General features: G+C 54.7%; 22 protein-coding genes and 1 pseudogene. 5 read left to right on the plus strand and 18 right to left on the minus strand.

Annotated features, from left to right (window positions below):
* The first annotated feature begins 71 nt into the window (after window positions 1-71).
* A pseudogene (locus IR141_RS04925) lies at window positions 72-1,135 on the plus strand (sulfate ABC transporter substrate-binding protein).
* A 418-nt stretch (window positions 1,136-1,553) separates the two neighbouring features.
* Here the strand turns inward: IR141_RS04925 and IR141_RS04930 are convergent.
* The 3 genes from IR141_RS04930 to rlmB all read right to left on the minus strand — a co-directional run bounded on the left by IR141_RS04930 (window position 1,554) and on the right by rlmB (window position 4,249).
* On the minus strand, window positions 1,554-2,522 hold the full coding sequence (locus IR141_RS04930; RefSeq protein ID WP_135034547.1) for an SPFH domain-containing protein: 969 nt from the start codon (window positions 2,520-2,522) through the stop codon (window positions 1,554-1,556).
* A 25-nt stretch (window positions 2,523-2,547) separates the two neighbouring features.
* Entirely contained in the window at window positions 2,548-2,964 is a 417-nt protein-coding gene (locus IR141_RS04935; RefSeq protein WP_135034548.1) for an NfeD family protein, read from the minus strand.
* A gap of 538 nt (window positions 2,965-3,502) precedes the next feature.
* Entirely contained in the window at window positions 3,503-4,249 is a 747-nt protein-coding gene (rlmB, locus tag IR141_RS04940; protein WP_135034549.1) for a 23S rRNA (guanosine(2251)-2'-O)-methyltransferase RlmB, read from the minus strand.
* A gap of 482 nt (window positions 4,250-4,731) precedes the next feature.
* On the opposite strand from rlmB, the gene IR141_RS04945 reads away from it, so the two are divergent.
* Window positions 4,732-5,970 carry a multifunctional CCA addition/repair protein gene (locus IR141_RS04945; RefSeq protein WP_135034567.1) on the plus strand — a complete coding sequence of 413 codons (1,239 nt, stop codon included), beginning with the start codon at window positions 4,732-4,734 and terminating at the stop codon, window positions 5,968-5,970.
* Window positions 5,971-6,455: 485 nt separating this feature from the next.
* Here IR141_RS04945 and IR141_RS04950 read toward each other — a convergent pair whose 3' ends face one another.
* The 8 genes from IR141_RS04950 to rluD all read right to left on the minus strand — a co-directional run bounded on the left by IR141_RS04950 (window position 6,456) and on the right by rluD (window position 12,186).
* Complete coding sequence (locus IR141_RS04950; RefSeq protein WP_135034550.1) at window positions 6,456-6,938, minus strand: GNAT family N-acetyltransferase; 483 nt, start codon at window positions 6,936-6,938, stop codon at window positions 6,456-6,458.
* Window positions 6,939-7,118: 180 nt separating this feature from the next.
* Entirely contained in the window at window positions 7,119-7,724 is a 606-nt protein-coding gene (gene recR / locus IR141_RS04955) for a recombination mediator RecR (protein WP_135034568.1), read from the minus strand.
* Window positions 7,725-7,828: 104 nt separating this feature from the next.
* Entirely contained in the window at window positions 7,829-8,782 is a 954-nt protein-coding gene (locus IR141_RS04960) for a nucleoside hydrolase (protein WP_135034551.1), read from the minus strand.
* Window positions 8,783-8,829: 47 nt separating this feature from the next.
* Complete coding sequence (locus IR141_RS04965; RefSeq protein ID WP_135034552.1) at window positions 8,830-9,492, minus strand: hypothetical protein; 663 nt, start codon at window positions 9,490-9,492, stop codon at window positions 8,830-8,832.
* Window positions 9,493-9,609: 117 nt separating this feature from the next.
* Window positions 9,610-10,110 carry a Fe-S protein assembly co-chaperone HscB gene (hscB, locus tag IR141_RS04970; protein WP_135034569.1) on the minus strand — a complete coding sequence of 167 codons (501 nt, stop codon included), beginning with the start codon at window positions 10,108-10,110 and terminating at the stop codon, window positions 9,610-9,612.
* 82 nt (window positions 10,111-10,192) lie between these two features.
* Window positions 10,193-10,654, minus strand: a complete 462-nt coding sequence (gene nudB / locus IR141_RS04975) for a dihydroneopterin triphosphate diphosphatase (protein ID WP_135034553.1) — start codon at window positions 10,652-10,654, stop codon at window positions 10,193-10,195.
* Window positions 10,651-10,929: a hypothetical protein gene (locus IR141_RS04980; protein WP_135034554.1), complete on the minus strand. Its 279-nt coding sequence runs from the start codon at window positions 10,927-10,929 to the stop codon at window positions 10,651-10,653. The genes nudB and IR141_RS04980 overlap by 4 nt, the downstream gene beginning before the upstream one ends.
* A 141-nt stretch (window positions 10,930-11,070) precedes the next feature.
* Entirely contained in the window at window positions 11,071-12,186 is a 1,116-nt protein-coding gene (rluD, locus tag IR141_RS04985; RefSeq protein WP_135034555.1) for a 23S rRNA pseudouridine(1911/1915/1917) synthase RluD, read from the minus strand.
* Between rluD and IR141_RS04990 the strand changes: the two genes are divergently transcribed.
* Complete coding sequence (locus tag IR141_RS04990; RefSeq protein WP_135034556.1) at window positions 12,185-12,994, plus strand: outer membrane protein assembly factor BamD; 810 nt, start codon at window positions 12,185-12,187, stop codon at window positions 12,992-12,994. The two genes, rluD and IR141_RS04990, sit on opposite strands and share 2 nt — an antisense overlap.
* 87 nt (window positions 12,995-13,081) lie before the next feature.
* Here IR141_RS04990 and IR141_RS04995 read toward each other — a convergent pair whose 3' ends face one another.
* The 6 genes from IR141_RS04995 to IR141_RS05020 all read right to left on the minus strand — a co-directional run bounded on the left by IR141_RS04995 (window position 13,082) and on the right by IR141_RS05020 (window position 21,312).
* The gene (locus IR141_RS04995) at window positions 13,082-14,290 is read right to left on the minus strand and encodes an amino acid aminotransferase (RefSeq protein ID WP_135034557.1); all 1,209 of its coding nucleotides are present in this window, start codon (window positions 14,288-14,290) and stop codon (window positions 13,082-13,084) included.
* Window positions 14,291-14,893: 603 nt separating this feature from the next.
* On the minus strand, window positions 14,894-15,736 hold the full coding sequence (htpX, locus tag IR141_RS05000) for a protease HtpX (protein ID WP_135034558.1): 843 nt from the start codon (window positions 15,734-15,736) through the stop codon (window positions 14,894-14,896).
* A 256-nt stretch (window positions 15,737-15,992) separates the two neighbouring features.
* A complete protein-coding gene (gene pgmB / locus IR141_RS05005) occupies window positions 15,993-16,667 on the minus strand; it encodes a beta-phosphoglucomutase (protein WP_135034559.1) in 675 nt (224 codons plus the stop codon).
* Window positions 16,668-16,671: 4 nt separating this feature from the next.
* Window positions 16,672-18,933, minus strand: a complete 2,262-nt coding sequence (locus tag IR141_RS05010) for a glycoside hydrolase family 65 protein (protein ID WP_135034560.1) — start codon at window positions 18,931-18,933, stop codon at window positions 16,672-16,674.
* A 15-nt stretch (window positions 18,934-18,948) separates the two neighbouring features.
* Window positions 18,949-19,950 carry a galactose mutarotase gene (locus IR141_RS05015; RefSeq protein ID WP_135034561.1) on the minus strand — a complete coding sequence of 334 codons (1,002 nt, stop codon included), beginning with the start codon at window positions 19,948-19,950 and terminating at the stop codon, window positions 18,949-18,951.
* Between the two features lie 9 nt (window positions 19,951-19,959).
* Complete coding sequence (locus IR141_RS05020) at window positions 19,960-21,312, minus strand: SLC45 family MFS transporter (protein ID WP_135034562.1); 1,353 nt, start codon at window positions 21,310-21,312, stop codon at window positions 19,960-19,962.
* 387 nt (window positions 21,313-21,699) lie between these two features.
* On the opposite strand from IR141_RS05020, the gene hscA reads away from it, so the two are divergent.
* Both hscA and fdx read left to right on the plus strand, forming a co-directional pair.
* Window positions 21,700-23,562, plus strand: coding sequence for a Fe-S protein assembly chaperone HscA (hscA, locus tag IR141_RS05025; protein ID WP_135034563.1), 1,863 nt, complete (start codon window positions 21,700-21,702; stop codon window positions 23,560-23,562).
* 135 nt (window positions 23,563-23,697) lie between these two features.
* Window positions 23,698-24,039 (plus strand): ISC system 2Fe-2S type ferredoxin, encoded by a 342-nt coding sequence (fdx, locus tag IR141_RS05030; protein ID WP_135034564.1) that lies wholly within the window; start codon window positions 23,698-23,700, stop codon window positions 24,037-24,039.
* Between the two features lie 226 nt (window positions 24,040-24,265).
* Here the strand turns inward: fdx and IR141_RS05035 are convergent.
* Window positions 24,266-24,707, minus strand: a 442-nt coding sequence (locus IR141_RS05035; RefSeq protein WP_135034565.1) for an IS1595 family transposase, incomplete at its 5' end; no start/stop codon positions are given.

A 24,707-nucleotide genomic window follows, 5' to 3' on the forward strand; every position in this document is an offset into this window, starting at 1 on the left:
TGAGTTATTCTTTCTTTTTCCGACGGCTTGTATTACAGTTTGCCATGTTTCCATTTTTTATCTCAATCATCATGGTCGCAACCCGTTTGTTCTCTTTCTCTGCTTTGTTTGGCATTGTTTTGGCTTTGTCGGCCTGCTCTCCGGAAACCGAAGGGCAGTATGCTGCATCAGCTGCGGGGGGGCAAAACGCTGCCGTAACGGCATCAAGTTGCTGAATGTGTCTTACGATGTGGCGCGTGATTTTTATAAGGAATACAACCCTCTGTTTATCAAAGAATATTAAGCCCGGCATCCGGGCGGGGAAATCAGCGTGCAGCAGTCGCACGGCGGTTCGAGCAAATAGGCTTTGGCAGTGTCCAGCGGTTTGCAGGCTGATGTGGTAACCATGAACCAAACTTCGGATATCGAGCTTTTAGAGAAAAAAGGGCTGGTGAAGGCAGGTTGGCGCAGCCGTTTGCCCGATAATGCCGCGCCGTTTACCAGTACCACGGTTTTTCTTGTGCGCAAAGGCAACCCTAAACAGGTGCGCGATTGGGCGGATTTGGCCAAAGACAATCTGCAAATTGTGATTGCCAACCCGAAAACCACCGGCAACGGCCGTTATGCCTTTCTCGGTGCATTCGGTTATGGGCTGAAAGCCAATAACGGTAACGAAGCCAAAGCCAAAGAGTTTGCTGCCAAGCTGCTGAAAAACGCTCCTGTGTTTGAAAACGGCGGCCGCGCGGCTACAACCACGTTCACACAGCGCAATATCGGCGATGTGTTGATTACTTTTGAGAGCGAAGCCAACCATGTGAGCCGTGTGTTGGCGCCCGAGCAGTTTGAAATCGTGTATCCGCGCTATACCATTCTTTCGGAAAGCCCTGTGGCGGTGGTGGACGGCGTGGCGGAGAAAAAAGGCACCCGCGTGGCGGTAGGGGAATACTTGGGCTATTTATGGAGCGTACCGGCGCAGGAGCTGGCGGCCAAACTCTATCTGCGCCCGAGCAATACTGCGGTGTTGGCAAAGCATCAAGCTGATTTTCCCGATATCGAAACGTTTAAGCCCGATGATGTGTTCGGCACTTGGGAGGAAATCATGAAAAAATATTTTGCAGACGGCCGCATGGTCGATCAATTGTCAGCCAACAAATAACGGGCTTGCCGGGTTTATAAGAAAAACAGGCCGTCTGAAACGTTTCAGACGGCCTGTTTTTCTTTATCGCGGATACTTGCCTGCTGCGGTGTTTTGCCCGGGCTTAAGGGTGCGTTTTTTATAGCAGGCTCAATGCAAGCTGATGCGGCACAGCTCCGTCTTGTCGGGCAACAGTCCGTAAAATACGCACGAAACGGCGGGGCAGACAGAAGAGCGGCACAAGGTGGACCGGCACGCTCACGGTTGCAGCCGGGCAGCCCTATTTCCGCCGCCCGCAGACTGCCGCGTTTGTTTTTATCGGACACTCCCATCAAACAGAGCCGCCAAAGCGGCAGAGTCGGTTTTGCATTATGGTGCCGCCTGCGGTTTGCTGTCGGAAACCTGCTTATCTATGCAGGCGGCTGCGGTCGGCGTATTTTTATTTGGCCGCTGTTTTATTGCCTTCAACGATTTTTAAACCGGCGGCTACCAGGCTGCCGATGTCGGCGATGTTGGCGGGCATAATCAGGGTGTTGTTTTCTTTGGCCAGTTTGCCGAAGGCTTCCACATATTGTTCGGCCACTTTCAGGTTCACGGCTTCGCTGCCGCCGGGATTTTGCAGGGCTTCGGCCACGGCGCGGATGGCATCGGCATTGGCTTCGGCCACCAGCCGCAGGGCTTCGGCTTCGCCTTGTGCGCGGTTGATTTGGGCGATTTTCTGGCCGTTTGATTCGTTGATGGCGGCCTGCATCTCGCCTTCGGACTGTTGGATTTCTGCTTCACGCTGGCCGCTGGCGAGATTAATCTGCTCGATTTTGCGGCCTTCCGACTCGGCGATGCGGGCGCGTTTTTCGCGTTCGGCGGTAATTTGCGCCTGCATGGCGCGCAAAATTTCCTGCGGCGGCACCAAATCTTTGATTTCGTAGCGCAACACTTTCACACCCCACGATACGGCGGCTTCATCGAGCGCGGCCACCACCGTGCTGTTGATTTCGTCCCGCTCTTCAAAGGTGCGGTCGAGCTCCATGCGGCCGATAACCGAGCGCAGCGTGGTTTGCGCCAATTGGGTGATGGCGGAAATATAATTGCTGGAGCCGTATGAAGCGAGTTTGGGGTCGGTTACCTGAAAGTAAATAATGCCGTCCACCGTGAGCTGGGTGTTGTCGCGGGTGATGCACACTTGGCTGGGCACATCGAGCGGGATTTCTTTCAGGGTGTGGCGGTAGGCCACACGGTCGATAAACGGTATCAGAATGTTGAGGCCGGGCGTGAGCACTTTGTGAAAACGCCCCAGCCGCTCGACCACATAGGCTTCCTGCTGCGGCACCACCACAAACGCCTTGAAACCGAACACGATAACGGCGATAAAAAGCAGAATGGGAAAGCTGAGAAAAGGGCTGAAATCCATGGTTTTTCCTTCGGGTTGAGTGGAGTTAATGCAGGTGAATCAGGAGAACATTGCCGTTTTTGCCGGTGATGACGGCGGTTTGCGGCTGGGAAACGGCCGGCGCGTTGGCGGCCTCGGCCTGCCAAACGGCGCCACGGTAGTGCACTTCATACCTGTTGCCGTGCAGACGGCGGTTGATGTGTACGGTTTGGCCGACATCCAAATCATCGAGCGCGGTTTCGCCGTTGCCGGTTTTGCGGCGGCTTTTCAGCCGGCGGTTTACCCAAACGATGCCGGCTGTAGCCAACACAGCGGCGGTTGTGGTGCTGACGGCGTGATTGTCAAACAGCAAAGCCGCCAAGCCCGCGCCGAATAGTGCGGCGCTGACCACCAGCAGGTAAACCGTGCCGGCAAACAGCTCGAGAATCAGCACCAATGCCGCAGCGATAAGCCAATATATCATGGGTTTGCCCCTTTGTTGTTTCAGTTGAATGAATAATAAAGGCAGCCGGCAGAAATTCAATGTTTGCTGCCTGAGCGGTAAAAGGCTGTCTGAAACGGTTTGGGCCGGGCGTTTTCAGACGGCCTTTCTGTTTAAAGCGGCGGTAATCAGAAAGTTCAGCAGCCAGGCCGTCAATACGCCGTAAATGCCCAAATTATAGATGCGGCAAAGGCGGCCGGCCCAGATCCCCAAACGAGTCTGTAAAAGACTGCCCTGATTCAAGGGGGTTAAAGCAAACAGAAAAAACCAAACACAATGCAAACGCGCTGACACCCGACACAGCCATTCTGAACAAACGGCTTCGATGCAATACGGCCGTCTGAATCCAGCCCACGATAAAGGCAGGTATCGAAAACAGCAAAACAGCATACGCCATAATGAACCACACCGGCTCCGGAGCCGCCGATACCGAAACGATAAAAGCGGTTGCCAACGGGGAAAGGGCATACACTAAGGCAATAAGCAGCCTGTTTTTGGCACCAAGCATGATATTTATCCGTTATCCGGCGTTTAACATCCGCTGCCGGCGGGTTTCGCCCAATACCATGCCCGCCGTTACCGACACATTCATGCTTTCCACCGTGCCGAACATCGGCACGGAAACCAGCATGTCGCAATGCTCGCGGGTGAGACGGCGCATACCCGCGCCTTCGCTGCCCATCACCCAAGCGATGCTTTCGGGCAGCTTGGCGTGATACAGGTCGGTTTCGCCCCCCATATCGGTGCCGATTACCCAGATGCCGTATTCCTTCAGCTCGCGCAGGGTGCGGGCGAGATTGGTAACGGTGATATAGGGAACGGTTTCGGCGGCACCGCAGGCCACTTTGCTCACGGTGGCGTTCAGCCCCGCGCTTTTGTCTTTCGGCGCAATCACGGCGTGCACGCCCATGGCATCGGCGGTGCGCAGGCAGGCACCGAGATTGTGCGGGTCGGTGATGCCGTCCAACACCAAGAGCAGTGCCGGCTCGCGCAGGTTTTCCAAAACATCTTCCAAATGAACGTGGTTTTTAGAAGCATCGATAAAGCCGGCCACTCCCTGATGGCGCGCGCCTTTGGCAATGGCCGCCAACCGCGCGGCATCGGCAAAATGCACCGGCACGTTTTCGGCAGCCGCTTTTTCCAGCACTTCGCGCGTGCGCGCATCTTGCCGGCCTTCCTGTATATAAAGCCCGGTGATGCTTTTGGGGTTTTGCCACAAACGGGCGTTCACGGCATGGAAACCGTAGATAAGTCGCTGATTGGCCATAATTCTGCTTCTGCTGAAGATTAGAGACGGCATTATATAGCGGAAAAACTTATTTTTGCACCAGGCAGCAAGCCGCAGACAGTACAAGTACGGAACCGCTTCTGTTGCCGCTTTAGCGGCTTACAAAGTCGTTCTCTTTGAGCTAAGGCGCAGCAACGCCGTGGCAGAAATAAGGTTTCCGCTATACAGGGTTTGCCCGCAGGCCGTCTGAAAAAAGCAGGGTGGGGCGGCTGGCTGCAGGGTATAGATTCCCTTGATTTCCGTTACGGCATTGTTGGGCCCGAGGTTAAAAAAACGGTTTTGCCAGCCGATTGGAGAGAGTCGGCTCAGCACATTTTGCAGCCTGCTGCTTGATGCAGGAAACAATAAAACAAAAACCGAATCTTCAGACGGCACCCGCCGCACGGCCCGGCAAGGCGCGGCAGCGTTGCAGTTTTCTTTTGCGGTACAATCACGTTTATTTTTTTTCAGACGGCCTGATTATGCAGATTTATCTTGTCGGCGGCGCAGTCCGCGATGCTTTGCTGGGGCTGCCCGTTACTGACCACGACTGGGTGGTGGTGGGCGCGGATGCCGAAACCATGACCGGGCACGGCTTCCGGCCGGTGGGCAGGGATTTCCCCGTGTTTTTGCACCCCGAAACCCGCGAAGAATACGCGCTGGCGCGCACCGAGCGCAAAACCGCCAAAGGCTACGCGGGCTTTGCCTTTTATGCCGACAAAAGCGTAACGCTCGAGCAGGATTTGCAGCGGCGCGATTTAACCATTAATGCGATGGCGCAAGATTCAGACGGCCGGATTATCGACCCTTTCGGCGGACGGCAGGATTTGCGCGATAAAATCCTGCGCCATGTTTCGCCCGCCTTCGCCGAAGACCCGGTACGGATTTTGCGCACCGCCCGCTTTGCCGCCCGCTACGGCTTCGAGGTTGCGCCCGAAACCATGACGCTGATGAAACAGATGGTAGAAAACGGCGAGGCCGGCGCGCTGGTGGCCGAACGGGTGTGGCAGGAGTTGGCCAAAGGACTGATGGAGACGCAGCCGCGCCGTATGGTGGAAATTTTGCACGAATGCGGCGTGTTGGAAGTGTTGCTGCCCGAAGTGGACGCGCTGTTCGGCGTGCCGCAGCGCGCCGACTACCACCCCGAAACCGACAGCGGCATCCACACGCTGATGGTGCTGCAGCGCGCTGCCGATATGGGGCTGACCCTGCCCGAGCGTTACGCCGCGCTGCTGCACGATTTGGGCAAGGCACGTACGCCGGCGCATATTCTGCCCAAACACTACGGCCACGATATTGCCGGTGTAGAACCCGTGCGTGCCGTCAATGCCCGCCTCAAAGTGCCGAAAGCCTGCGCCGAGCTGGCCGAATTGGTGTGCCGTTGGCACATCATGTTTCACAGCGTGGGCGAGTTGAGGCCGAAAACCGTGTTGGAAACTTTGAAAAAAGCCGATGCGTTCCGCCGCCCGGGGCGTTTTCAGACGGCCTTAAACGTGTGCTTGGCCGATGCGCAAGGCCGTCTGCACCGCGAAAACGAACCCTATCCGCAGCGTGCGCACTGGCTGGCGCTGCTGGCTGCCGCCAACGAAACCGACACCGCCGCCATTGCTGCGGCCTGTGCGGATAATCCGCAGCAAACCGCCCAAGCCATCGATAAGGCGCGGTTGGAAAAAATCACGCCGCTTCAGACGGTCTACCGGCAGGCGTTAAGCCGTGGTTAGGAAAATGCGGCCGCTATCCTGCAGAAAATCCCGCAGAAAATCCCGGCGCTGCTGACATCGTTTATTTTCCCTGATACCCCGTTTGAGGTTTGAGCCATTATTTCCCTTTATTTTCGGCAACGGGCAGAAAGCGGCCGCAGAACTATCTCTGCTGCCGCTTGGTTTGCCGAACCGTTGTCTCGGGATTTGGGTTTGGCAATGCAGTAATGGAAATAACAGGGGTTGGCGGTATTCAAAAATGCCCGAAGGCAGGCCGCGTGGTTTTTTTGGTATGATAAAAAAACATGAAATCGTTGATTTTGTGTGGAAAATAAAGTGGCCGGTATAAAAAGTGCAAATAATGCAAACAGCCCGGTTTTCTCAAGATTGCGCCGGCATTATCTGCGGCCTGCACGGTTGTGCCAAAAGCTGCCGGATTCGGGGAAAACGGCGGCTGAGGGATTATGTATGGTTTTGGTTGGAGAGAACCCAGAGGCGGAAACACCCTAGAGATATTTGCGCATCAATTCGCATTCAACCGTTACCTGGCGGTTGAGCGGCAAAACGGCGGCACCGAGCGATTCGTAGCCGTTGAGCTTATAAAACGCCACCGAATTGAGCGAGGCGTAGAGTTTGATAAAGCTCAGCCCTTCGGCGGCGGCCAGCCCTTCGGCGCGTTGCAGCAGAGCCGTGCCCAGGCCGTGGTTGTGTACGAAGGGGTGGACATAAAGTGCATCAAGCTGCGCTTCTTTGAAATCGAGTTGGAAAAAGCCTTGGATGTGGCCGCGGTATTCCACTACCCATAAGGCTTTGTCGGCATTGCCCATGGTGTCGAGATAGCCCTCGGGGCTGAGCAGCCGGCTCCAGGCTTCAAGCACGCGGTTGTTGTAGCTGCGGGTGCAGGTGTATTGCACGGAATAACGGTGGGCGTTGTAGATATGTTCGCAGTCGTGCGGGGCGGCGGGGCGGAGTATGGTAATCAGGCTCATGGTGTATCTGGCGGCAGGTTTTCAGACGGCCGGTGTTTGCGTTTGGCAGGCCGTCTGAATCAATCAGGCAAAATGTGGGCTTGCGGTTGTGAACATATGGGATTTTTAACGGCAGATAAAGCGGTTTGTGCCGAACGCGGTGTTTTTTTGCGCGAGCGCGATGCAAACTGCCCGAGGCGGCTATTCTTTCAATATTTTACGTTCGTAAACCGCCTGCGCGAGCGTGCCGGCATCCACATATTCCAACTCGCCGCCGAGAGGGATGCCGCGGGCGAGGCGGCTGATTTTATACGGCAGGTTTTTGAATAATTCCGACAACACATAAGCGGTGGCATCACCTTCGGCGGTGAAATTGGTGGCGATGATGATTTCTTCCACTTCGCTGTTTTGCAGGCGCTGTATCAGCTTGTCCAGTGCAACATGGTTTAAATCCATGCCTTGTGCGGGATTAACCTGCCCCATCAACACGAAATAGAGCCCGTCGTGGCAGTTGGCGGTTTCCATGCCGGAAACATCGGCAGGCATATGCACAATCATCAGCCGGTGCGGGTCACGGTCGGGGTCGGCGCATATGCCGCACAACCCGCCTTCGCAAAAGGTGTTGCAGCGGGGACAGTGGTGAACCTGCGCTAAGGCTTGTTGCAGGGCTTCTGCCAGTTCCTGCGCACCGCTGCGGCTGTGCTGCAACAGTTGGTAGGCCATGCGCTGTGCGGATTTGGGGCCGACATTGGGCAGGATTTTCAAGGCATTGATCAGGCGGGTGAAGGCATCGGGCTTTTTGGACATGGTGTCGGCAGATTTGGGTTGGTGTTGGAGCCGTCTGAAAAGTTTCGGGAGGCAGAAACTGCGCTGCACCTGTTTTCAGACGGCCTTCTGCGTATGACAGAGAATCAGGGCAGCTCGTTGATGGAGGCGGCCAATTCCCGAAACAGGCGGTCTGCATCGACTTCGGTGATCCAGCGGGCATTGGCGGGTTTGCCGGTGGTGCCCCACCAGTCCACCACGCAGGCACCTAAAGTGAGGCTGCTTTGGGTTTCTACATCAACGCGGCAGGGTTTGCCGCTGAAGAGTTCGGGGAAAACGGCGCAGGCAACGGCGCAGGGGTCATGCAGCGGGCCGCCTTCAAGGCCGAATTTTTGGGTGTCGAAGCGTTCGTAGCTTTGCAGGATATCGGCCAAGCGTTTGCCGTTGGCGTTATTCTGTTTGCGCAAAGCATTCATGCGCGGGGTGGTGATGCAGGCTTTGTGGGTAACATCGAGCGGCAAAATGGTGATGGGCACGCCGCTTTCGAGCACAATCTGCGCGGCATGGGGATCTACATAGAAATTGAATTCGGCAGCGGGGGTGATGTTGCCGGCTTCAAAATAATTGCCGCCCATCAATACAATGTTTTTGATGCCGCCCACGATGTCGGGAGCAAGGCTGATGGCCTGCGCGATATTGGTGAGCGGGCCGATGGGGCAGAGTGTGATGCCGTTTTCTTTGGCTTTGCGCAGGGTGTCGATGAGATAGGGAACCGCATGAACGGGTTGCAGCGGGCATTGCGGGTCGTGTAGTTGTGCGCCGTCCAGCCCGGTTTTGCCGTGCACTTCTTCGGCGGTAACCAGCGGCCGCAATAAGGGTTTGCCTGCGCCGGCATAAACTGGAAAATCGGTTGCGCCCGCCCAGTCGCAGATGATTCTGGCGTTGGTGGCGGTGTGGTGCAGGCCTACGTTGCCGGCCACAACGGTGAGTGCTAGGAAATCAATCAGCCCCCGCCTGGCCAGACCGTGTGCCATCAGAATGGCGGCGGCATCGTCTTGGCCGGGGTCAGTGTCGATAATCAGGCGGATTTTTTCACTCATGGGCTGCTCCGTTTGGTAGGTGCTCGGGGGGGCTTTCGCTCAGCGTGTTAATTTGTGGGGGGCGTGTTGTCGGCCTGATCTTCGGGTGCAAAGCCGTTTTCATCAAGTGTTTTGATCTGTTCCAACACGGCCTGCTGCTCGGCGCGGCTGATTTTGGTGCGGCTGATGCGCCAAATGCTGCGGCCTTTTTCTGCGGCAGGGCGCGCCGTCCACAAACCCTCTTTTTGATAATGGTTGATAACGGCGCGAACCAACACTTTCATCTCGGCATCGGGGTTGGCGGCACCTATGGTGCGCCCGATGCGGTTGTTGCGCAAATCAACAGCCTGATCGGCTGCGGCACGGCTGAAATATTGGGTTTTGTTTTCGCGTATGGTGGTGTCGTCTTCGTAGGCGTTGCCGATTTTTTCAGCGATTTCGGTGCCGAAACGGGCGGTGATGGCTGCCTGCCAAAGCGCATGGCGCACGGCATTAACCTGGGTGCCCAAGCCTTCGCTGCCGTTGGCTTCGTTGTCGAGGCCGGTTTTGAGGGCAAAGCGGGCGGCATTGCCGGTAATATTGACGGCATCTTCACCGGGCAGGCCGATAGCCTGCGCGGCTACGGGGTGTTTGGCGGTAAATTTGAGAATTTTGTTGCGGCGGCCCTCATCGCTGTGAATCTGGCAGGCCGTGAGCAGCAATGCGCTAATTAATAGGCTGATCCGTTTCATATTTTTCTTTTGTCAAAAGGTTAGGTGAGTGAGCAAAGGGTTCGGGTTGCGGTGGATAAAAGTTGCAGTGCTGAATAGATTGTTATCGTGTTTTTATGGGTGGTTTCAGACGGCCTGTCAGGAGGCGGCCTGTATTTCTTGGCGCAGTTTGTCGAGAAAGCGGCTTTGTCGTACTAAGGAGGCGGCCTCATCATAACTTTGCTTTAAAAAAGCACGGCGCAGTTGCTGTTGCAGGTTTAACTGTTCGGCGGCGATTTCCCCATCTAACTCTGCCAGGGCAGCGGAGTTGCTGCAGGCTCGGGCTTCTTCCAAAGTTTCGCGCCACTGCATCTGCTGCATTAGAAATTCGGGCGCGAAAGCGGTGTGTTCGGGCGCATCGGCTTCGATTCCGTGTTGCAGCAGCAGGTAGGCGGCGCGTTCGGTGGGATTCTTTAAAACGCGGTAGGCTTCATTTACGGCCGAAGCCATCATAACGGCCTGTTTTTGCTCGAATATGGAAGCGGAAGCATATTTGTCGGGGTGGAACCGGGCGGCCAGCGAACGGTAGGTTTGCTCCAATGCTTCGATGTCGATGTCGAACGTGGGTTCCAATTCAAATAAAGTAAAATATTGTGCCATGAAAACTTTCAATATAATCAAATCCGTTTACAAATGCGTGCGGCTTGATTTACATAACTTAAATTATCCTATAAAACGGATATTAAAACAAATGCTTATGCAGATTTAAAATTGCCGCTCTATTTGAGGGTGAAAAAACCTTTACGGCGGCTTCGGCCTGCGGCAGCCATGCGTAGGCGGTATGCTCGCAGAGGCTGATTTTTATTGGCGTTTGGCGGTTTATTTCGGCGGAGAATATGTGTTCGGTATTGTGTGTAATCCCCGGGGGGTAGCGGTGGCGCCAGTGGGGGTAGATTTCGTATTCGGTGCTTTCGTGCCAATTTTTCAGTTGGCCGTCTGAAAGATAAATTCCTGTTTCTTCTAAAACTTCTCTGATTGCTGCGGCTTGGGGTGTTTCATTTGGCTCCAGGCTGCCGGTTACTGACTGCCAGAAATTTTTACAATCGGCACGCTCAATCAGCAATATGTTACCGTTGCCGTCGTGCAACACTACCAATACGGAAACAGGTATTTTGGGCGGTTTGTCGGTTATGTTGGTTTTCATTGTCGGGTGTTGGCAATAAAGTGTGCCGGCCATGGCACGAGGCTGAGGCCGTCTGAAACAGGCGGGCTTGCACGGCGCGGCTGCAGAATAGGGCGGCAAAGGCACAATGCTGCTGCCGCAAACGGCGCGGCGGTGGTTTGGAGCCGGTTTGTATGGGCGGGGCGGCTTGCAGGCAATTGCAGGATAAATCGATAACGGTCAAACCAATCCGGCGGGAAATGCGGTATCCCGCTGGTTTTTTGAAGCGGCAGGCCGCTGTGGGGCAGATTAAACATGGTTTCGCGCGTGATGTGTGGCAGGGAAGGGCAGGCGGATTATAGCCTAAATCGATGCGGCGGTTTACCGGCATGGAAAGGTTCAGACGGCCTGCGTTTTCGGTGTTCCGGCCGTCTGAAAAGCTGTGGGTACGGTTTTGTTTAACCGCGCAGATACACGGTTTCCACATCGTAATCGTCTTCATTCCAGTCTCCGCCGTTATCAGGTGTTTCCTGCCATGCAGCCTCACGGCTGAGCGGGGAATCCAGCCCGGCTTCCAAGCGCAACACGGATAACAGGCGGTACATATCTTGCGGAATCGGCGCTTCAAACGATACGGTTTCGCCTGTGGCAGGATGCTCGAAACTCAGGCGGTAGGCATGAAGGGCTTGGCGCGAGAGGTCTTTGACGGCTGCTTTGGCGGTGTCGGAGCAGGGATGGCGCAGGTTGCCGTAAACCGGGTCGCCCGCGAGCGGATGGCCGGCTTCGCGCATATGCACGCGGATTTGGTGGGTGCGGCCGGTTTCGAGCGAGCATTCTATATAGCTGTGCGCGGCATAACGCTCCAACACTTTCACATGGGTAACTGCCGGCTTGCCGCCGAATTTCACCACTGCCATTTTCAGGCGGTTGTGCGGGTCGCGGCCGATAAGGGTGTCGATTTTTCCGTCAAACGGCACGATGCCGTTGGCTACTGCGCGGTAAATGCGTTTGACCGTGCGCGCCTGCAATTGGCGCACCAAATGGTTTTGCGCGCTCAGGGTTTTGGCTGCCACCATTAGGCCGCTGGTGTCTTTATCCAAACGGTGCACGATGCCGGCGCGCTGAATCTGCGCCAGCCCCGGGCAGTGCGCCAGCAGGCCGTTGAGCAGGGTGCCCGTCCAGTTGCCGGCGGCGGGGTGTACCACCAGGCCTGCGGGTTTGTTTAACACCATCACTGAAGCATCTTCATAGATAATGTCCAAATCCATGGGTTCGGGCGTAAACGCCAGGTTTTCTGCGCTCGGGCGCGCCGTTACCGCGATATATTCGCCGCCTATCATTTTGTCTTTGGGTTGGGCGGTTTTTCCGTTTACCGTTACCGCGCCTTCTTTTATCCATGCGGTCAGGCGGTTGCGCGAGTAATCGGACAGCAGTTTGGCCAATACCGCATCGAGCCGCACCCCAGCCAAATCGAGAGGGACGGTTAAATTAATGCAAGTTTCTGCATCGGGGGCTGCCGAAAACCCTAAATCATCGTTATAATCGGCTTCATTTTCAAAGGAAGAGTTCTGCATGAAAAAAATTCTTTTAGTGGCTGCTTTAGGCTTGGCTTTGGGCGGCTGCGCCGGCACCAAAGGCACCATTGATAAAGATGCCCAAATCACTCAGGATTGGACGGTTGAAAAACTGTATGCCGAGGCTCATGATGAGTTAAACAGCAATAATTATACGCGAGCCATCAAGTTATATGAAATTTTAGAATCACGCTTTCCCAACGGCCGCTACGCCCAGCAGGCGCAGTTAGACACGGCTTATGCCTATTATAAAGACGATGAGCCCGAAAAAGCACTGGCTGCCATCGAACGCTTCCAGCGCAACCACCCCCAGCATCCGAATATGGATTATGCCTTATACCTCAAAGGTTTGGTGCTGTTTAACGAAGACCAGTCATTTTTAAACAAGCTGGCTTCGCAAGATTGGTCGGACCGCGACCCGAAAGCCAACCGCGAGGCCTATCAGGCATTTGCCGGGTTGGTGGAACGCTATCCCAACAGCAGATACGCGCCCGATGCCACCGAGCGTATGGCGAAGCTGGTGGATGCTTTGGGCGGCAACGAAATCGCCGTGGCCCGCTATTATATGAAGCGCGGTGCCTATTTGGCCGCTGCCAACCGCGCGCAGAAAATTGTCGAACGGTATCAAAATACCCGTTTCGTGGAAGAATCGCTGGCGATTATGGAATCTTCTTACCGCAAAATGAACAAAACGCAATTGGCAGACGATACCCGCCGCATTTTGGCGCAAAACTTTCCCAACAGCCCCTATCTGCAAAAACCGTGGAGCGAAAGCAACAGTATTCCGTGGTGGCGTTATTGGCGTTAAGGTCTGATTGGGGCAACCGGGTTAAAAAGATAATCGAGGCCGTCTGAACATTTTGCTTTCAGACGGCCTCGATATTTTTACCGGCAATCAGGCGGGTTTCCGGCCGGTTAACACGGCGGCAAAGGCATCGGCCACATAATCGGCATTACTTCCGTTGAGCCCTGCCACACACATACGGCCGGAGGCAACCAGATAAACTGCAAATTCGCTTTGCAGGCGCTGCACCTGTTTGGGAGAAAGGCCGGTGTAGCTGAACATTCCGCGTTGGGTGATGAAATAATTGAAATTTTTATCCGGCACTTTCTCAGAAAGCACTTCATACAGTTTTTGCCGCATGGCGCGGATACGGTTGCGCATGGTGCACACCTCGCGCTCCCATTGCGCGAAAAGCTCGGGCGTATTCATCACTTCTGCCGCGATACAGCCGCCGTGTGCGGGCGGGCTGGAATAAATGCGCCGTACGGTAAATTTGAGCTGGCCCAACACCAGGGCGGCTTCTTGGGGGCTGGAACACACCACACTCAGGCCGCCGGCGCGTTCGCCATACAGTGAAAGGTTTTTGGAAAAAGAATTGCCGACCAACAGCGGCAGGCCCATGTCGGCGGCTTTGCGCACAGCATAGGCATCGCTGTCGAAATTTTCGCCGAAGCCCTGATAAGCCATGTCCATAAACGGAATCAGCTTGCGGGTTTGCACGATTTCGAGCAGTGCGTCCCATTGTACGGGGCTTAAATCCACGCCGGTAGGATTGTGGCAGCAGGGGTGTAATACCGGCACGCTGTGTTCGGGCAGTTTCAAGAAAAACGCCAGCATTTCCTCGAATTTTACGCCGCCGGTTTCGGAATCGTAGTAAGGATAAGTGCCGACTTCAAAACCTGCACCCTCGAAAATGCCTTTGTGGTTGTCCCAAGTGGGATCGCTCACATAAACTTTGGCTTCGGGAAACCAGCGGCGCAGAAAATCGGCACCCACTTTAAGCGCACCGGAGCCGCCGAGGGTTTGAATGGTGGCGATACGGTTTTCTTTCAAAGCCGCGCAGTGGGTGCCGAACAGCAGTTTCTGCACCGCGCGGCGGAGGCCGTCCAAGCCCTCCATCGGCAGATAGGGGCGCGGTAGCGCGGCAGCGGTACGCCTTGCCTCGGCGGCACGCACCGAATCCGGCAACGTCAGTTTGCCGTTTTCATCGAAATAAATGCCGATGCCGAGATTCACTTTGTGGCTGCGCGGATCGTTGTGATAAGTTTCGAGCAAACCCAAAATCGGGTCGCCGGGGTAGAAATCGATATGCCGGAACATGGGTTTTCCTGTGTAGGGAGGGTGGCGGAGATTTTGGCACAAGAGACAGGGGTTTACAATTTTGTTGCCGCACATTGCTGCATTGGCTGAGGCTTGAGGGTTGGCAGCAAACATGAAGTGAACTGGTGGCTATAGGGGGGCTTGCAGCCTGCAGATTATCCGCTGCATGGCTGATCCGCTTTAAACTCATTACGGCACCGTGTTGTGTGGCACCGTTTTTCTGCCTTCGGCTTCCCGTCTGACACCTATTTTGATTGGCCGGTTATAAAAATACGGTTAATCCGGCCGGTATTCAAACAGGCCGTCTGAAAACCTGTTTTTCAGACAGCCTGCAGCCCCGTGCTGTATTCAATCAAAAATTCAATCAAAAGTGTGTTTGCTTTGATAAACGTTGGCGGGAGAATAAGGGTAATTTGGGGTATTTCAGGCGTGGGGCGGATAAACCTGTTTGAGCCGGATAAATCATCTGTATAGTAAAAAAACCGTGGCTTTTATTGATTGCCGGAACGGGTCATGACAAAGCCCTTAAGTTCCACATCCCATTGAAATTTCAATGTCGGACTTAAGGGCTTGGTTATCATGCCCAAGCGCGGGCGGTTGGGGTTACAGCTGTTTCAAACGGGCGATGCGGTTGTCTAAAGTGGGGTGGGTGCTCATCAAAGAATCGCGCGTGCCGCCTGCGATGCCCATGGCGGTCATTTCTTTGGGCAGGTCGCCGGCATTGCCTTTCAGGCGTTGCAGGGCGGCAATCATTTTGGGAGCGCCCACCAGGCGGGCGGCTCCCGCATCGGCACGGTATTCACGCTGGCGGCTGAACCACATAACGATAAAGTTGGCCAAAAAGCCGAACACGATTTGCAGAACGATGCTCACCAGCATATAAGTGCCTTGCGAGGTTTCGCCGTTGCCGCTGCGTGCCACGATGCCGGAAACCACGCGGGCAAGAAATACCACGAAAGTATTGACTACGCCCTGAATCAGCGTGAGCGTAACCATATCGCCGTTGCCGATGTGCGCCATTTCGTGTGCGAGCACGGCTTCTATTTCGTTGCGGGTCATATGGTCGAGCAGGCCGGTGCTCACGGCTACCAAAGAGTGGTTTTTACTGGCGCCCGTGGCAAAGGCGTTGGGTTCGGGCGAGTGGTAGATGGCTACTTCGGGGTTTTTCAGGTTCCATTGGCGGGCTTGGTTTTCAACGGTTTGCAGCAGCCATGCTTCGGTTTCGTTGTGCGGTTGGGTGATGACTTCGGCACCGACCGAGCGTTTGGCAATGGTTTTCGACATCAACAGCGAAATAATCGAACCGGTAAAGCCGACAACTGCCGAATAAACCAGCAGGCTGCTCATGTCGTTGGAGGCGGCATTCACCCCGAGTATGCTCAGAATGATGCTGATAACGACCAAAACGGCAATGTTGGTCAGCAAAAACAGAAAGATGCGTTTCACAGGTTTTCCTTTGATAGTGCGGTTTGTGTTGTTTTTCGGTTTCGTTCCGAAGAACGCGGTTATTGTCTCAAAAAGCTTTGATGCCGCAAAGATACAATATGGCAAAGGTATGCAAATTTGTGAACGGTTTCAGACGGCCTGACCCGCTGCCATAAAGGTGTTTGTATTTCTGTATGTCAAGGGATGGGCTGCTGTGTACCATGCATAAAGGCCGTCTGAAAACAGTGTTCAGACGGCCTGCGGTATGCAGGCAGGTTTATAATCTGCAGGCGCTATCCCATACCTGTTGCAGATAGTCGAGAGTCAGGCTGCGGGTGTCGGCAACCACGGCAATATCGCTGCCCAAATGTTCGGGGCTGCCCACGCCGACCGGCAGGGCGCCGGCCGCTTTGATGGCCGCGATGCCCGCCGCAGCGTCTTCGATGCCGATACACTCTCCGATGGCCGTGCCCGTGCCTTTGGCCGCGGCCAGAAAAATATCGGGTGCAGGTTTGGACAGGGCGACTTTGGCAGGGTCGGCGATGGCATCGAAGTATGGGGTCAGCGCCATTTTTTCGAGTAGGAAGGGGCCGTTTTTGCTGGCAGAGGCCAAAGCGATTTTTTTGCCGGCAGCCTTCAGGCTCTGCAACAGCACCAGTATGCCCGGATACACATCGGCCGGGGTAATGGCCTGTATCATTTCGACATAGCGGTCGTTTTTCTGCGTGAGAAGTCCGGCGAATCTTTCGGGCGTAAAGGCGTTTTGCAGGCCGCCGTGGGCGAGGATTTTTTTCAGCGAATCTTCGCGGGATACGCCTTTGAGCTGCTCGTTGAAACGGCGGTCGATGGTGATTCCCAGGCTGTCGGCCAGTTTTTTCCAGGCAAGATAGTGATACTCGGCAGTGTCGGTGACGACACCGTCCAAATCGAATAAAACGGCTTTGAAGGTCATTGCTTTATCCTTTCCTGCCCAAAGGGGCGGTGTGGCTGCGTTCGAGCAGCACTTTGCTGCCGTACACTTCGATTTCGATGGGTTCGCCTTTGAGCAGGGTGAGGGTAACGCTGCCGCCGACTTCGACTTTCAACAGGCGGCCGCGGTAGTTGATATGGAAGGCGTAGCCTTTCCATGCGGCCGGCAGGAAGGGGGCAAAGCTGAGCTTGCCGTTCCAAGTTTTCATTTGGGCGAAACCTTGCACGATGGCCAGCCACGAACCGGTCATGGAGGTGATGTGCAGGCCGTCGCCGGTATCGTTGTTATAGTTGTCGAGATCGAGGCGGGCCGTGCGCCCGTACATTTCCACCGCTTTGGCCTCCATGCCGAGTTCGGCGGCCAGAATGGCGTGGACAGACGGGGAAAGCGAACTTTCGTGCACGGTCAGCGGTTCGTAGAATTCGAAATTGCGCCGTTTTTCATCAAGGCTGAAACGGTCGCCGAAGAAATAAATGCCCTGCAAAACATCGGCCTGTTTGATAAACGGCGAACGCAGGATTTTATCCCACGACCATTTTTGGTTGAGCGGCAAATCTTCGGGTTTCAGGTCGGCCGCAGGGCGGATGTCTTTGTCGAGGAAGCCGTCGTGCTGTACGAAAACGGCCAGCTCTTCATCGTAGGGGTAATACATATTGGCGATAATGTCCTGCCATTTGGCGACTTCTGCGGCGGTAACGTTCAAGTCGGGGCGCGGGTGTTTTTCCAGTGCTTTGAGAGTGTAGTCGAGTACCCAAACCGCCAAGGTGTTGGTGTACCAGTTGTTGTTGATGTTGTTTTCGTATTCGTTGGGGCCGGTAACGCCGTGTATCATGTATTTGCCGTTGCGTTTTGAATAATGCACCCGGTCTGCCCAAAAACGCGACACTTCCACCAACACTTCCAAACCTTCTTTAGCAAGGTAGCTTTCGTCTCCGGTGTAGTTGGTGTAGTTGTAGATGGCGTAGGGGATGGCGCCGTTGCGGTGGATTTCTTCAAAAGTGATTTCCCATTCGTTGTGGCATTCGATGCCGGTAAAGGTAACCATGGGATACAGTGCGCCGGCCAAGCCTTGTTCGCGGGCATTGTGCTGCGCCTGAGGCAGTTGGTTGTGGCGGTATTTGAGCAGGTTGCGGGTAACTTCCGGCTCGGCCAGCGATAAATAGAGCGGTACGGCGTAGGCTTCGGTGTCCCAATAGGTGGCACCGCCGTATTTCTCGCCGGTAAAGCCTTTGGGGCCGATGTTCAGGCGCGCGTCTTCACCGTAATAGGTGGAGAATAATTGGAACAGGTTGAAACGGATGCCTTGCTGCGCCTCATCGCTGCCCTCGATAACCACATCGGCGATTTCCCAGCGGTGCAGCCAGCCTTGCTCGTGTGCTTTGAGCAAATCTTCGAACGGAGTGTTGCGGATTTGTGCGGTCAATTTGTCTGCGGCGGCTTCTGCTTCGGCCAGGCCGGCATAATCCCGGCTGGTGGTGACGATTACGCGTTTTTCCAGAGTTTTCACGCCGGTGCCGACTTCCGCTTCAAAGGTGTTGCCCACTTCCCAATCGGTTTTCAGACGGCCTGTTTCGTTAAAGTTGCCGGCAAACGATTGCTGTGCGTTCACGATAAACTGAGGCACGCCGAACGGGTTGGCAACGGTTTGCGCGGCGAGATGCGCGCCGCCGGTTTCTGCCGCGTGGTTGAGCACCTGCCAGAATTGCTCTTCATAGTTGGCGTCTTCATTGCGGACATCGGCATCAATCAGGGCTTGGATTTTCACCTGATGGCTGCCGCCGTCGGCGGAAACTGCTTCCCATTTGATGAATGCCAGCTCTTTTTGCGCCACCGACAAGAATTTGGTAACGGTAAATTTCACGCCGGACACAGTAAACGTGCGGCGCAGCACGCCCGTCTGCATATCGAGGCATACAGAAAAATCCAGAACATCGTTTGCCGCCAAATCAACTTCCTGCCCGTCAACGAAAACTCTGGCTTTGAAGAAGTTGACGGCGTTGATGGCTTTGCCGAAATATTTCGGATAGCCGTTTTTCCACCAGCCGACACGGGTTTTGTCGGGAAACCACACACCGGCGATATAGGTGCCCAAGTGGCTGTCGCCGGAATAGCTTTCTTCAAAATTGCCGCGCACGCCCATATAGCCGTTGCCGAGGCTGGTCAGGCTTTCCTGCAGGCGTTTGTGTTCTTTTTCCAAGCGCGAAGACTGGATTTTCCAAGGGTGCACGTCCATGATTCGGGTATACATAGCGGTTTTCTCCGTTCAATGGGTTTCGATTTGGTAAACAATGGTAGTTTGTTTGGTTTCGCCGCCGCGCATGCGGATTTCTCCGAATTCGGGGCGGTGCAGGCTGTTGGGCAGCGTTTGTGCTTCGGTGGCCAAGGCATCGTAAATGCCTTGGTTGTGTTTGGCCGGATTGGCCGGGCAGGCGGTAAACAGCACTAAACCGTTGCGGTCGCTGAAAATTTTGATGCGGCAGCCATCGACCATCTCTAAAACAGCGGCCGGCCGGTTTAGGTTGGGCTCGACCTGATAAATATCGTCAAACCCCTGCCGGGGCATGTTTGCCCGCAGTTGCGCAACGGCTTCGTCAAGTTGGCGGCCGTCTGAAAAATCAAACAGCGCGTTTTCGGGGTAGGGCGGGTAGGCGGGTAATTTTTCGCTGTCGGCGGGAATGTGCCGGCCTGCCGGTATGTTCAGACGGCCGTTTCCCAAACCTTCGGCAAGCTGCCAGTAGATATGGACGGTGGGGTCGAAAACTGTATCACCTTCCGCTTCGGCCTGATAATGCACTTCCAAACGGTTATCATCGGTGAGGCGGTAGCGGATAGTCAGTTTGAGGTTGTTCGGATAACCGTCTGCTGCCTCCTGCAGCACGGTAGAGAGCGCCAGCTCCTGCGGGTCGGCGGCACTTGCTTCCAATATTTGCGACCCCAGGCCGTTGGCGCCGCCGTGCAGGGCGTGTCTGCCTTCGTTGGCCGGTACCCGGTAAACCTGCCCGTTGATTTCGAAAGATGCGTTTTGAATGCGTCCGGCCACCCGCCCGATTTGCTTGTTAATCTGAAAGGGGTTGCAAACATAGCTTTCGGCATTATCCAGCGACACTACCAGTTGGCGGCGCACGCCGTTTTGCCATATCGAAAATTCCTGAATAATCCCGCCCAGAGTCAAAATGGCGGCCTGCGTGCCCCGGGCGTTGCGCAGCACATATTTGTAAACCTCGCGGCCGCCGGCACGGCCGAAAAAAACAGGTGCGGCAGTCATGGCGGCTTCCTAGACTCTGTGCGTTTCTTTAATCAGAAATACCGACAACGCCCCGGCCAGCAACATTGCGCCCGCCACCAGAAACATATTCGCCTGATGGCCGCCCAGCATGGGGAACAAAGCGAAGCTCAGCAGGGAGGCAACAATCTGCGGCAGGCAGATTGAGCCGTTGAACAGCCCCAGATAGGTGCCCATGTGTTTGCCCGACAAGGCATTGGTAACAATAGTCAGCGGGTAGGTGAGGATGCCTGCCCAAGCGATGCCGACCAAAATGTACGACAAAACCAGTGCATATTGATTCGTTACCGCAAACACCGAGAAAAAGCCGGCAGCGCCCAGTGCCAGGCAGAGCGAATAAGCCGGTTTGTGGTATGGGTTGGGCACTTTGGCCAAAACGTAGGAACACACTACCGCAGCGACAGACTGAACCGCCGCCAAAACGCCGTACCAGTTGCCCGCCTCCTGATAACCCAAAGAAGAAGCATCGGTGGTCTGCCACACATTTTCGGCAATTGCGCCTGCGGAATAAGTCCACATATATTGGAAAGCAAACCAGCAGAAAAACTGCACCAGCGACACCGTCCAAAACGCTTTAGGTGCCTCTTTCAGCAGTTGCACCCAGCTCACTTTCCCATGATTGGCCTGCGGGTCGATGCCGTGGTAGCGCGCATAGGTTTCAGGGTCGTATTCTTTTACTTTGAATACCGTTAATGCACTGGTTACCACCAGCAGCACCGCGCCCACATAAAACGACACCACCACCGTTTGCGGCACCACGCCTTTGGGCGCCGTATTGGCCAAGCCCCAAAAGGCAAACAAAAAAGGCAGGATGGCCGCCACAATCGCACCGGTATTGGATAAAAAGCTCTGAATACCGTAGGCATAGCTTTTCTGCTTGTCGTTAACCATGTCGCCGACCATCATTTTAAACGGCTGCATCGCCATATTTGACGAAACGTCCAACAAAGCAATCATCAGCGCACCGAACAGTAGCGCCGTCAAAGAAGCGTAACCGAAGCCGAAACTGCCTGAATTGGGCATCAAAATCATCACGATAACGGCAATCAAGGTGCCGTAGATCAAATAAGGCAGGCGGCGGCCGCCCAGTTTGGGGTTCCATGTACGGTCGGAGTAATAGCCCACAATGGGCTGCACCACCATGCCCGCCAGCGGGGGCAATAAAAAAAACCAGCCCAAATCGTGCGGGTCTGCACCAAGTGTTTGAAAGATGCGGCTCATTTGCGAGCTTTGCAGGGTAAAGGCCGTCTGAACGCCCAAAAAACCGAAGCTGAGCATCCAAATCATGCTTTTGGAGAGATCGGGCAGCCCTTGTTTGGAAGACGGGGTTTGATGTTCCGCCATATTGGTTCTCCTGGGTAAAATAAGTAATTTTCCAACAAAAATAATAGTAGTATTTCTACGGATAAATCTTGACTCATATCAATATGTTGCCGCGGCTTGCTACACCGCTTTTGCTGCCAAACAATAATGTTTGTTTGATATTCTAAAGTTGTTGGGGATTATTTGGGTTTCGTGTAAAGAAATGCGCAGTAATGTATGAAGAAAGTAAATTATAAATAGAAAAGTTTTGGCGGTTAGGCAATCGTTAAATTTCAAAAATATTTGAAGCCGTGGCCGTCTGAAAAATAGTGGCCGGCTATTCCTGACAGATTCACTCAACTACCTGCGCTAAATCTGCTAGAATATGCGCCGGTTAAAAAAACAGATTATCCAAAAGGCAAACAAAACATGGCACTTCTGCAAATCGCCGAACCCGGAATGTCGGCCGCACCGCACCAGCACCGTTTGGCCGCAGGCATCGATTTGGGCACCACCAACAGCCTGGTTGCCACTGTAAAAAGCGGCAGTGCCGCCTGCATTGCCGACAAACAAGGCCGGGTTTCCTTGCCTTCGGTGGTGCGCTATTGCGAAGAAGCGCGCACCGAAACCGGCCACGATGCGCTCAAAGCCCAGAAAACCGACCCGCTCAACACCATTTCATCGGTCAAGCGTTTAATCGGCCGCACGCCGGCCGATCTCGGCCGGGGCAGCCACTATCTGCCGTACCGTTTCGGCAGCAACGGGCGCATTATCGAGATGCAGACCCGCCAAGGCGCAAAAACACCGATAGACGTTTCCGCCGAAATTCTGCGCACCCTCAAAACACGCGCCGAAAACGCACTCGGCGGCCAACTTACCGGCGCAGTGATTACCGTGCCTGCCTATTTTGATGATGCCCAACGTCAAGCCACCAAAGATGCCGCGCGGCTGGCAGGTTTGAATGTTTTGCGCCTGCTGAACGAGCCGACTGCCGCCGCCATCGCCTACGGTTTGGACAATGCCTCCGAAGGTATGTTTGTGGTGTACGATCTCGGCGGCGGCACATTTGACGTATCCGTGCTGCAATTATCGAAGGGATTGTTTGAAGTGAAAGCCACCGGCGGCAACAGCGCGCTGGGCGGCGATGATTTCGACCAGCGCCTGTTTTGCCACCTGCTCGAACAAAACCAACTTTCGCAGCTCAACGAGCAGGACAGCCAATTGCTGTTAAGCCTTGCCCGCGCCGCCAAAGAAGCATTAACCGCAAGCAACAGCACCACCATCCGCACCACGCTTTCAGACGGCCGCGAAATAGAGCATACCGTTACCCGCCAAGAATTCCAAAATCTCACCCAACACCTGGTGGCTAAAACCATAGAGCCGGTGAAGCAGGCGTTGAAAGATGCCGGTGCAGCCAAATCCGACATCAAAGGCGTAATTATGGTAGGCGGCGCCACCCGTATGCCACATGTCCAGCAGGCCGTTGCCACCTTTTTCGGGCAGACGCCGCTCAATAATCTCAACCCGGACGAAGTGGTGGCACTGGGCGCGGCCATGCAGGCCGATGTGCTGGCAGGCAACAAAAGCAACGGCCAATGGCTGCTGCTCGATGTAACCCCATTGTCGCTGGGGTTGGAAACCTACGGCGGGCTGGCAGAAAAAATCATCCCGCGCAACAGCACCCTGCCCACCGCCCGCGCACAGGATTTCACCACCTTTAAAGACGGCCAAACCGCCATGACCATTCACGTGGTGCAGGGCGAGCGCGAGCTGGTGGCCGACTGCCGCAGTCTCGCCAAATTTACCCTGCGCGGCATTCCGCCGATGGTAGCGGGCGCCGCGCGCATCCGCGTTACCTTCCAGGTGGATGCAGACGGCCTGCTTTCGGTGTCTGCCCGCGAACAGTCCACCGGCGTGCAGGCGCAAATCGAAGTGAAGCCTTCTTACGGGCTGGACGATGAAACCATCACCCGCATGCTGAAAGAAAGCATGGCCAACGCTTCGGACGATATGGCCGCCCGCGCCCGTGCCGAAGCCGTGGTGGAGGCCGAAGGCTTGGCTGCCGCCGTGAAAGCCGCGCTCGAACTTGACGGCGATCTGCTCGACAAAAACAGCCTGCAAACCGTTCAGACGGCCGTTGCCGAATTGGAAAACCAAATACGCTCCGGCAGCGCCGAAACCATCCGCGCCGCCGTATCCGCGCTCGGTCAGGCAACCGATGATTTTGCCGCCAAACGCATGAACCGCAACATCCAACGGGCGTTGGCGGGCAAAAACGTGGAAGAACTCTGACTGTTTCAGACGGCCTTGCAAGCCTGTCAATTTAAATTTTAAATTGCCGGTGCAGCCAAATCGTCCGGCCGTCTGAAAACACCACTTTACCCGATTGAAATCAAAAACATTATTATCAGAAAGAAACGACACACCATGCCGAAAGTAACCATACTCCCCCATGCCGAACTCTGCCCCGAAGGCAAAACCATAGAAAACGCGCCGCAGGGGCAAACCATCTGCGACCTGCTGCTTGCCAACGACATCGAAATCGACCACGCCTGTGAAAAATCCTGTGCCTGCACCACCTGCCATGTGATTGTGCGCAAAGGCTTCGGCAGTTTGGAAGAACCCGGCGAAATCGAAGAAGACCTGCTCGACCAAGCATGGGGCTTGGAAGCCGAGTCGCGCCTGAGCTGCCAGGCCAAAGTAGCAGGTGAAGATTTGGTGGTGGAAATTCCGAAATACACCATCAACCACGCCCGCGAACACCATTAACCGCCGGGGCTTTCAGCCGCAGAGCCGTGACAGCCGGCCGAAACAAACAGAAACACAAGTTTGGTTATCTGATTGCTTTCCGAAAACGGTTAAGATATATCGCGAACCCACTTTATTTTCACCACAAGGCAGCAAACCGCCTGCCGCACAGGCAGCATGGAACCGGTTCTATGGCTGTTTCAGTTGCTTAATAATTAAGGCTCTAGACTGGCAGCTTTATATAAATTTACTTTAAAAGCCCCCAAAGTTGGTAACTCAGTTCATCAGAGTTTCGATTCCATCGCCATCCGCATTCCCTCAGGTGCAAATCAAAGTTTTTGGTTACGCCGTTTAATTTGGCGGGCCTTTGTTTGGTAAAACTCCGGAAGCTTTCAATACCATTGATGTGCCCGGTACCATCTGCAAACTCATTTTGTCCGTGATTAACGCGCAAATGTTTAGAGTAGCCCGCATCGACCAGGCCGCTGTAACCGCGCCGGCTATCAGAATAAACAACACTCCCCAGAGAGACCTTTCCCAATATAACAGCTTGAAGTGTTTTCTTTTTACAATCAGGAACGATTTCGGTATAAACCCTGCCGTCTCTTTCGAAAATACCAAAGACGGGTTGTTTAAGCGTTCCTCTGCCACGCTTTGACTTGCCATGGAAACCGCGCTGCCGTTTGGCA

The sequence above is a fragment of the Neisseria sp. 19428wB4_WF04 genome (genome assembly GCF_015235335.1).
GTDB classification, from domain to species: Bacteria; Pseudomonadota; Gammaproteobacteria; order Burkholderiales; family Neisseriaceae; genus Neisseria; species Neisseria musculi.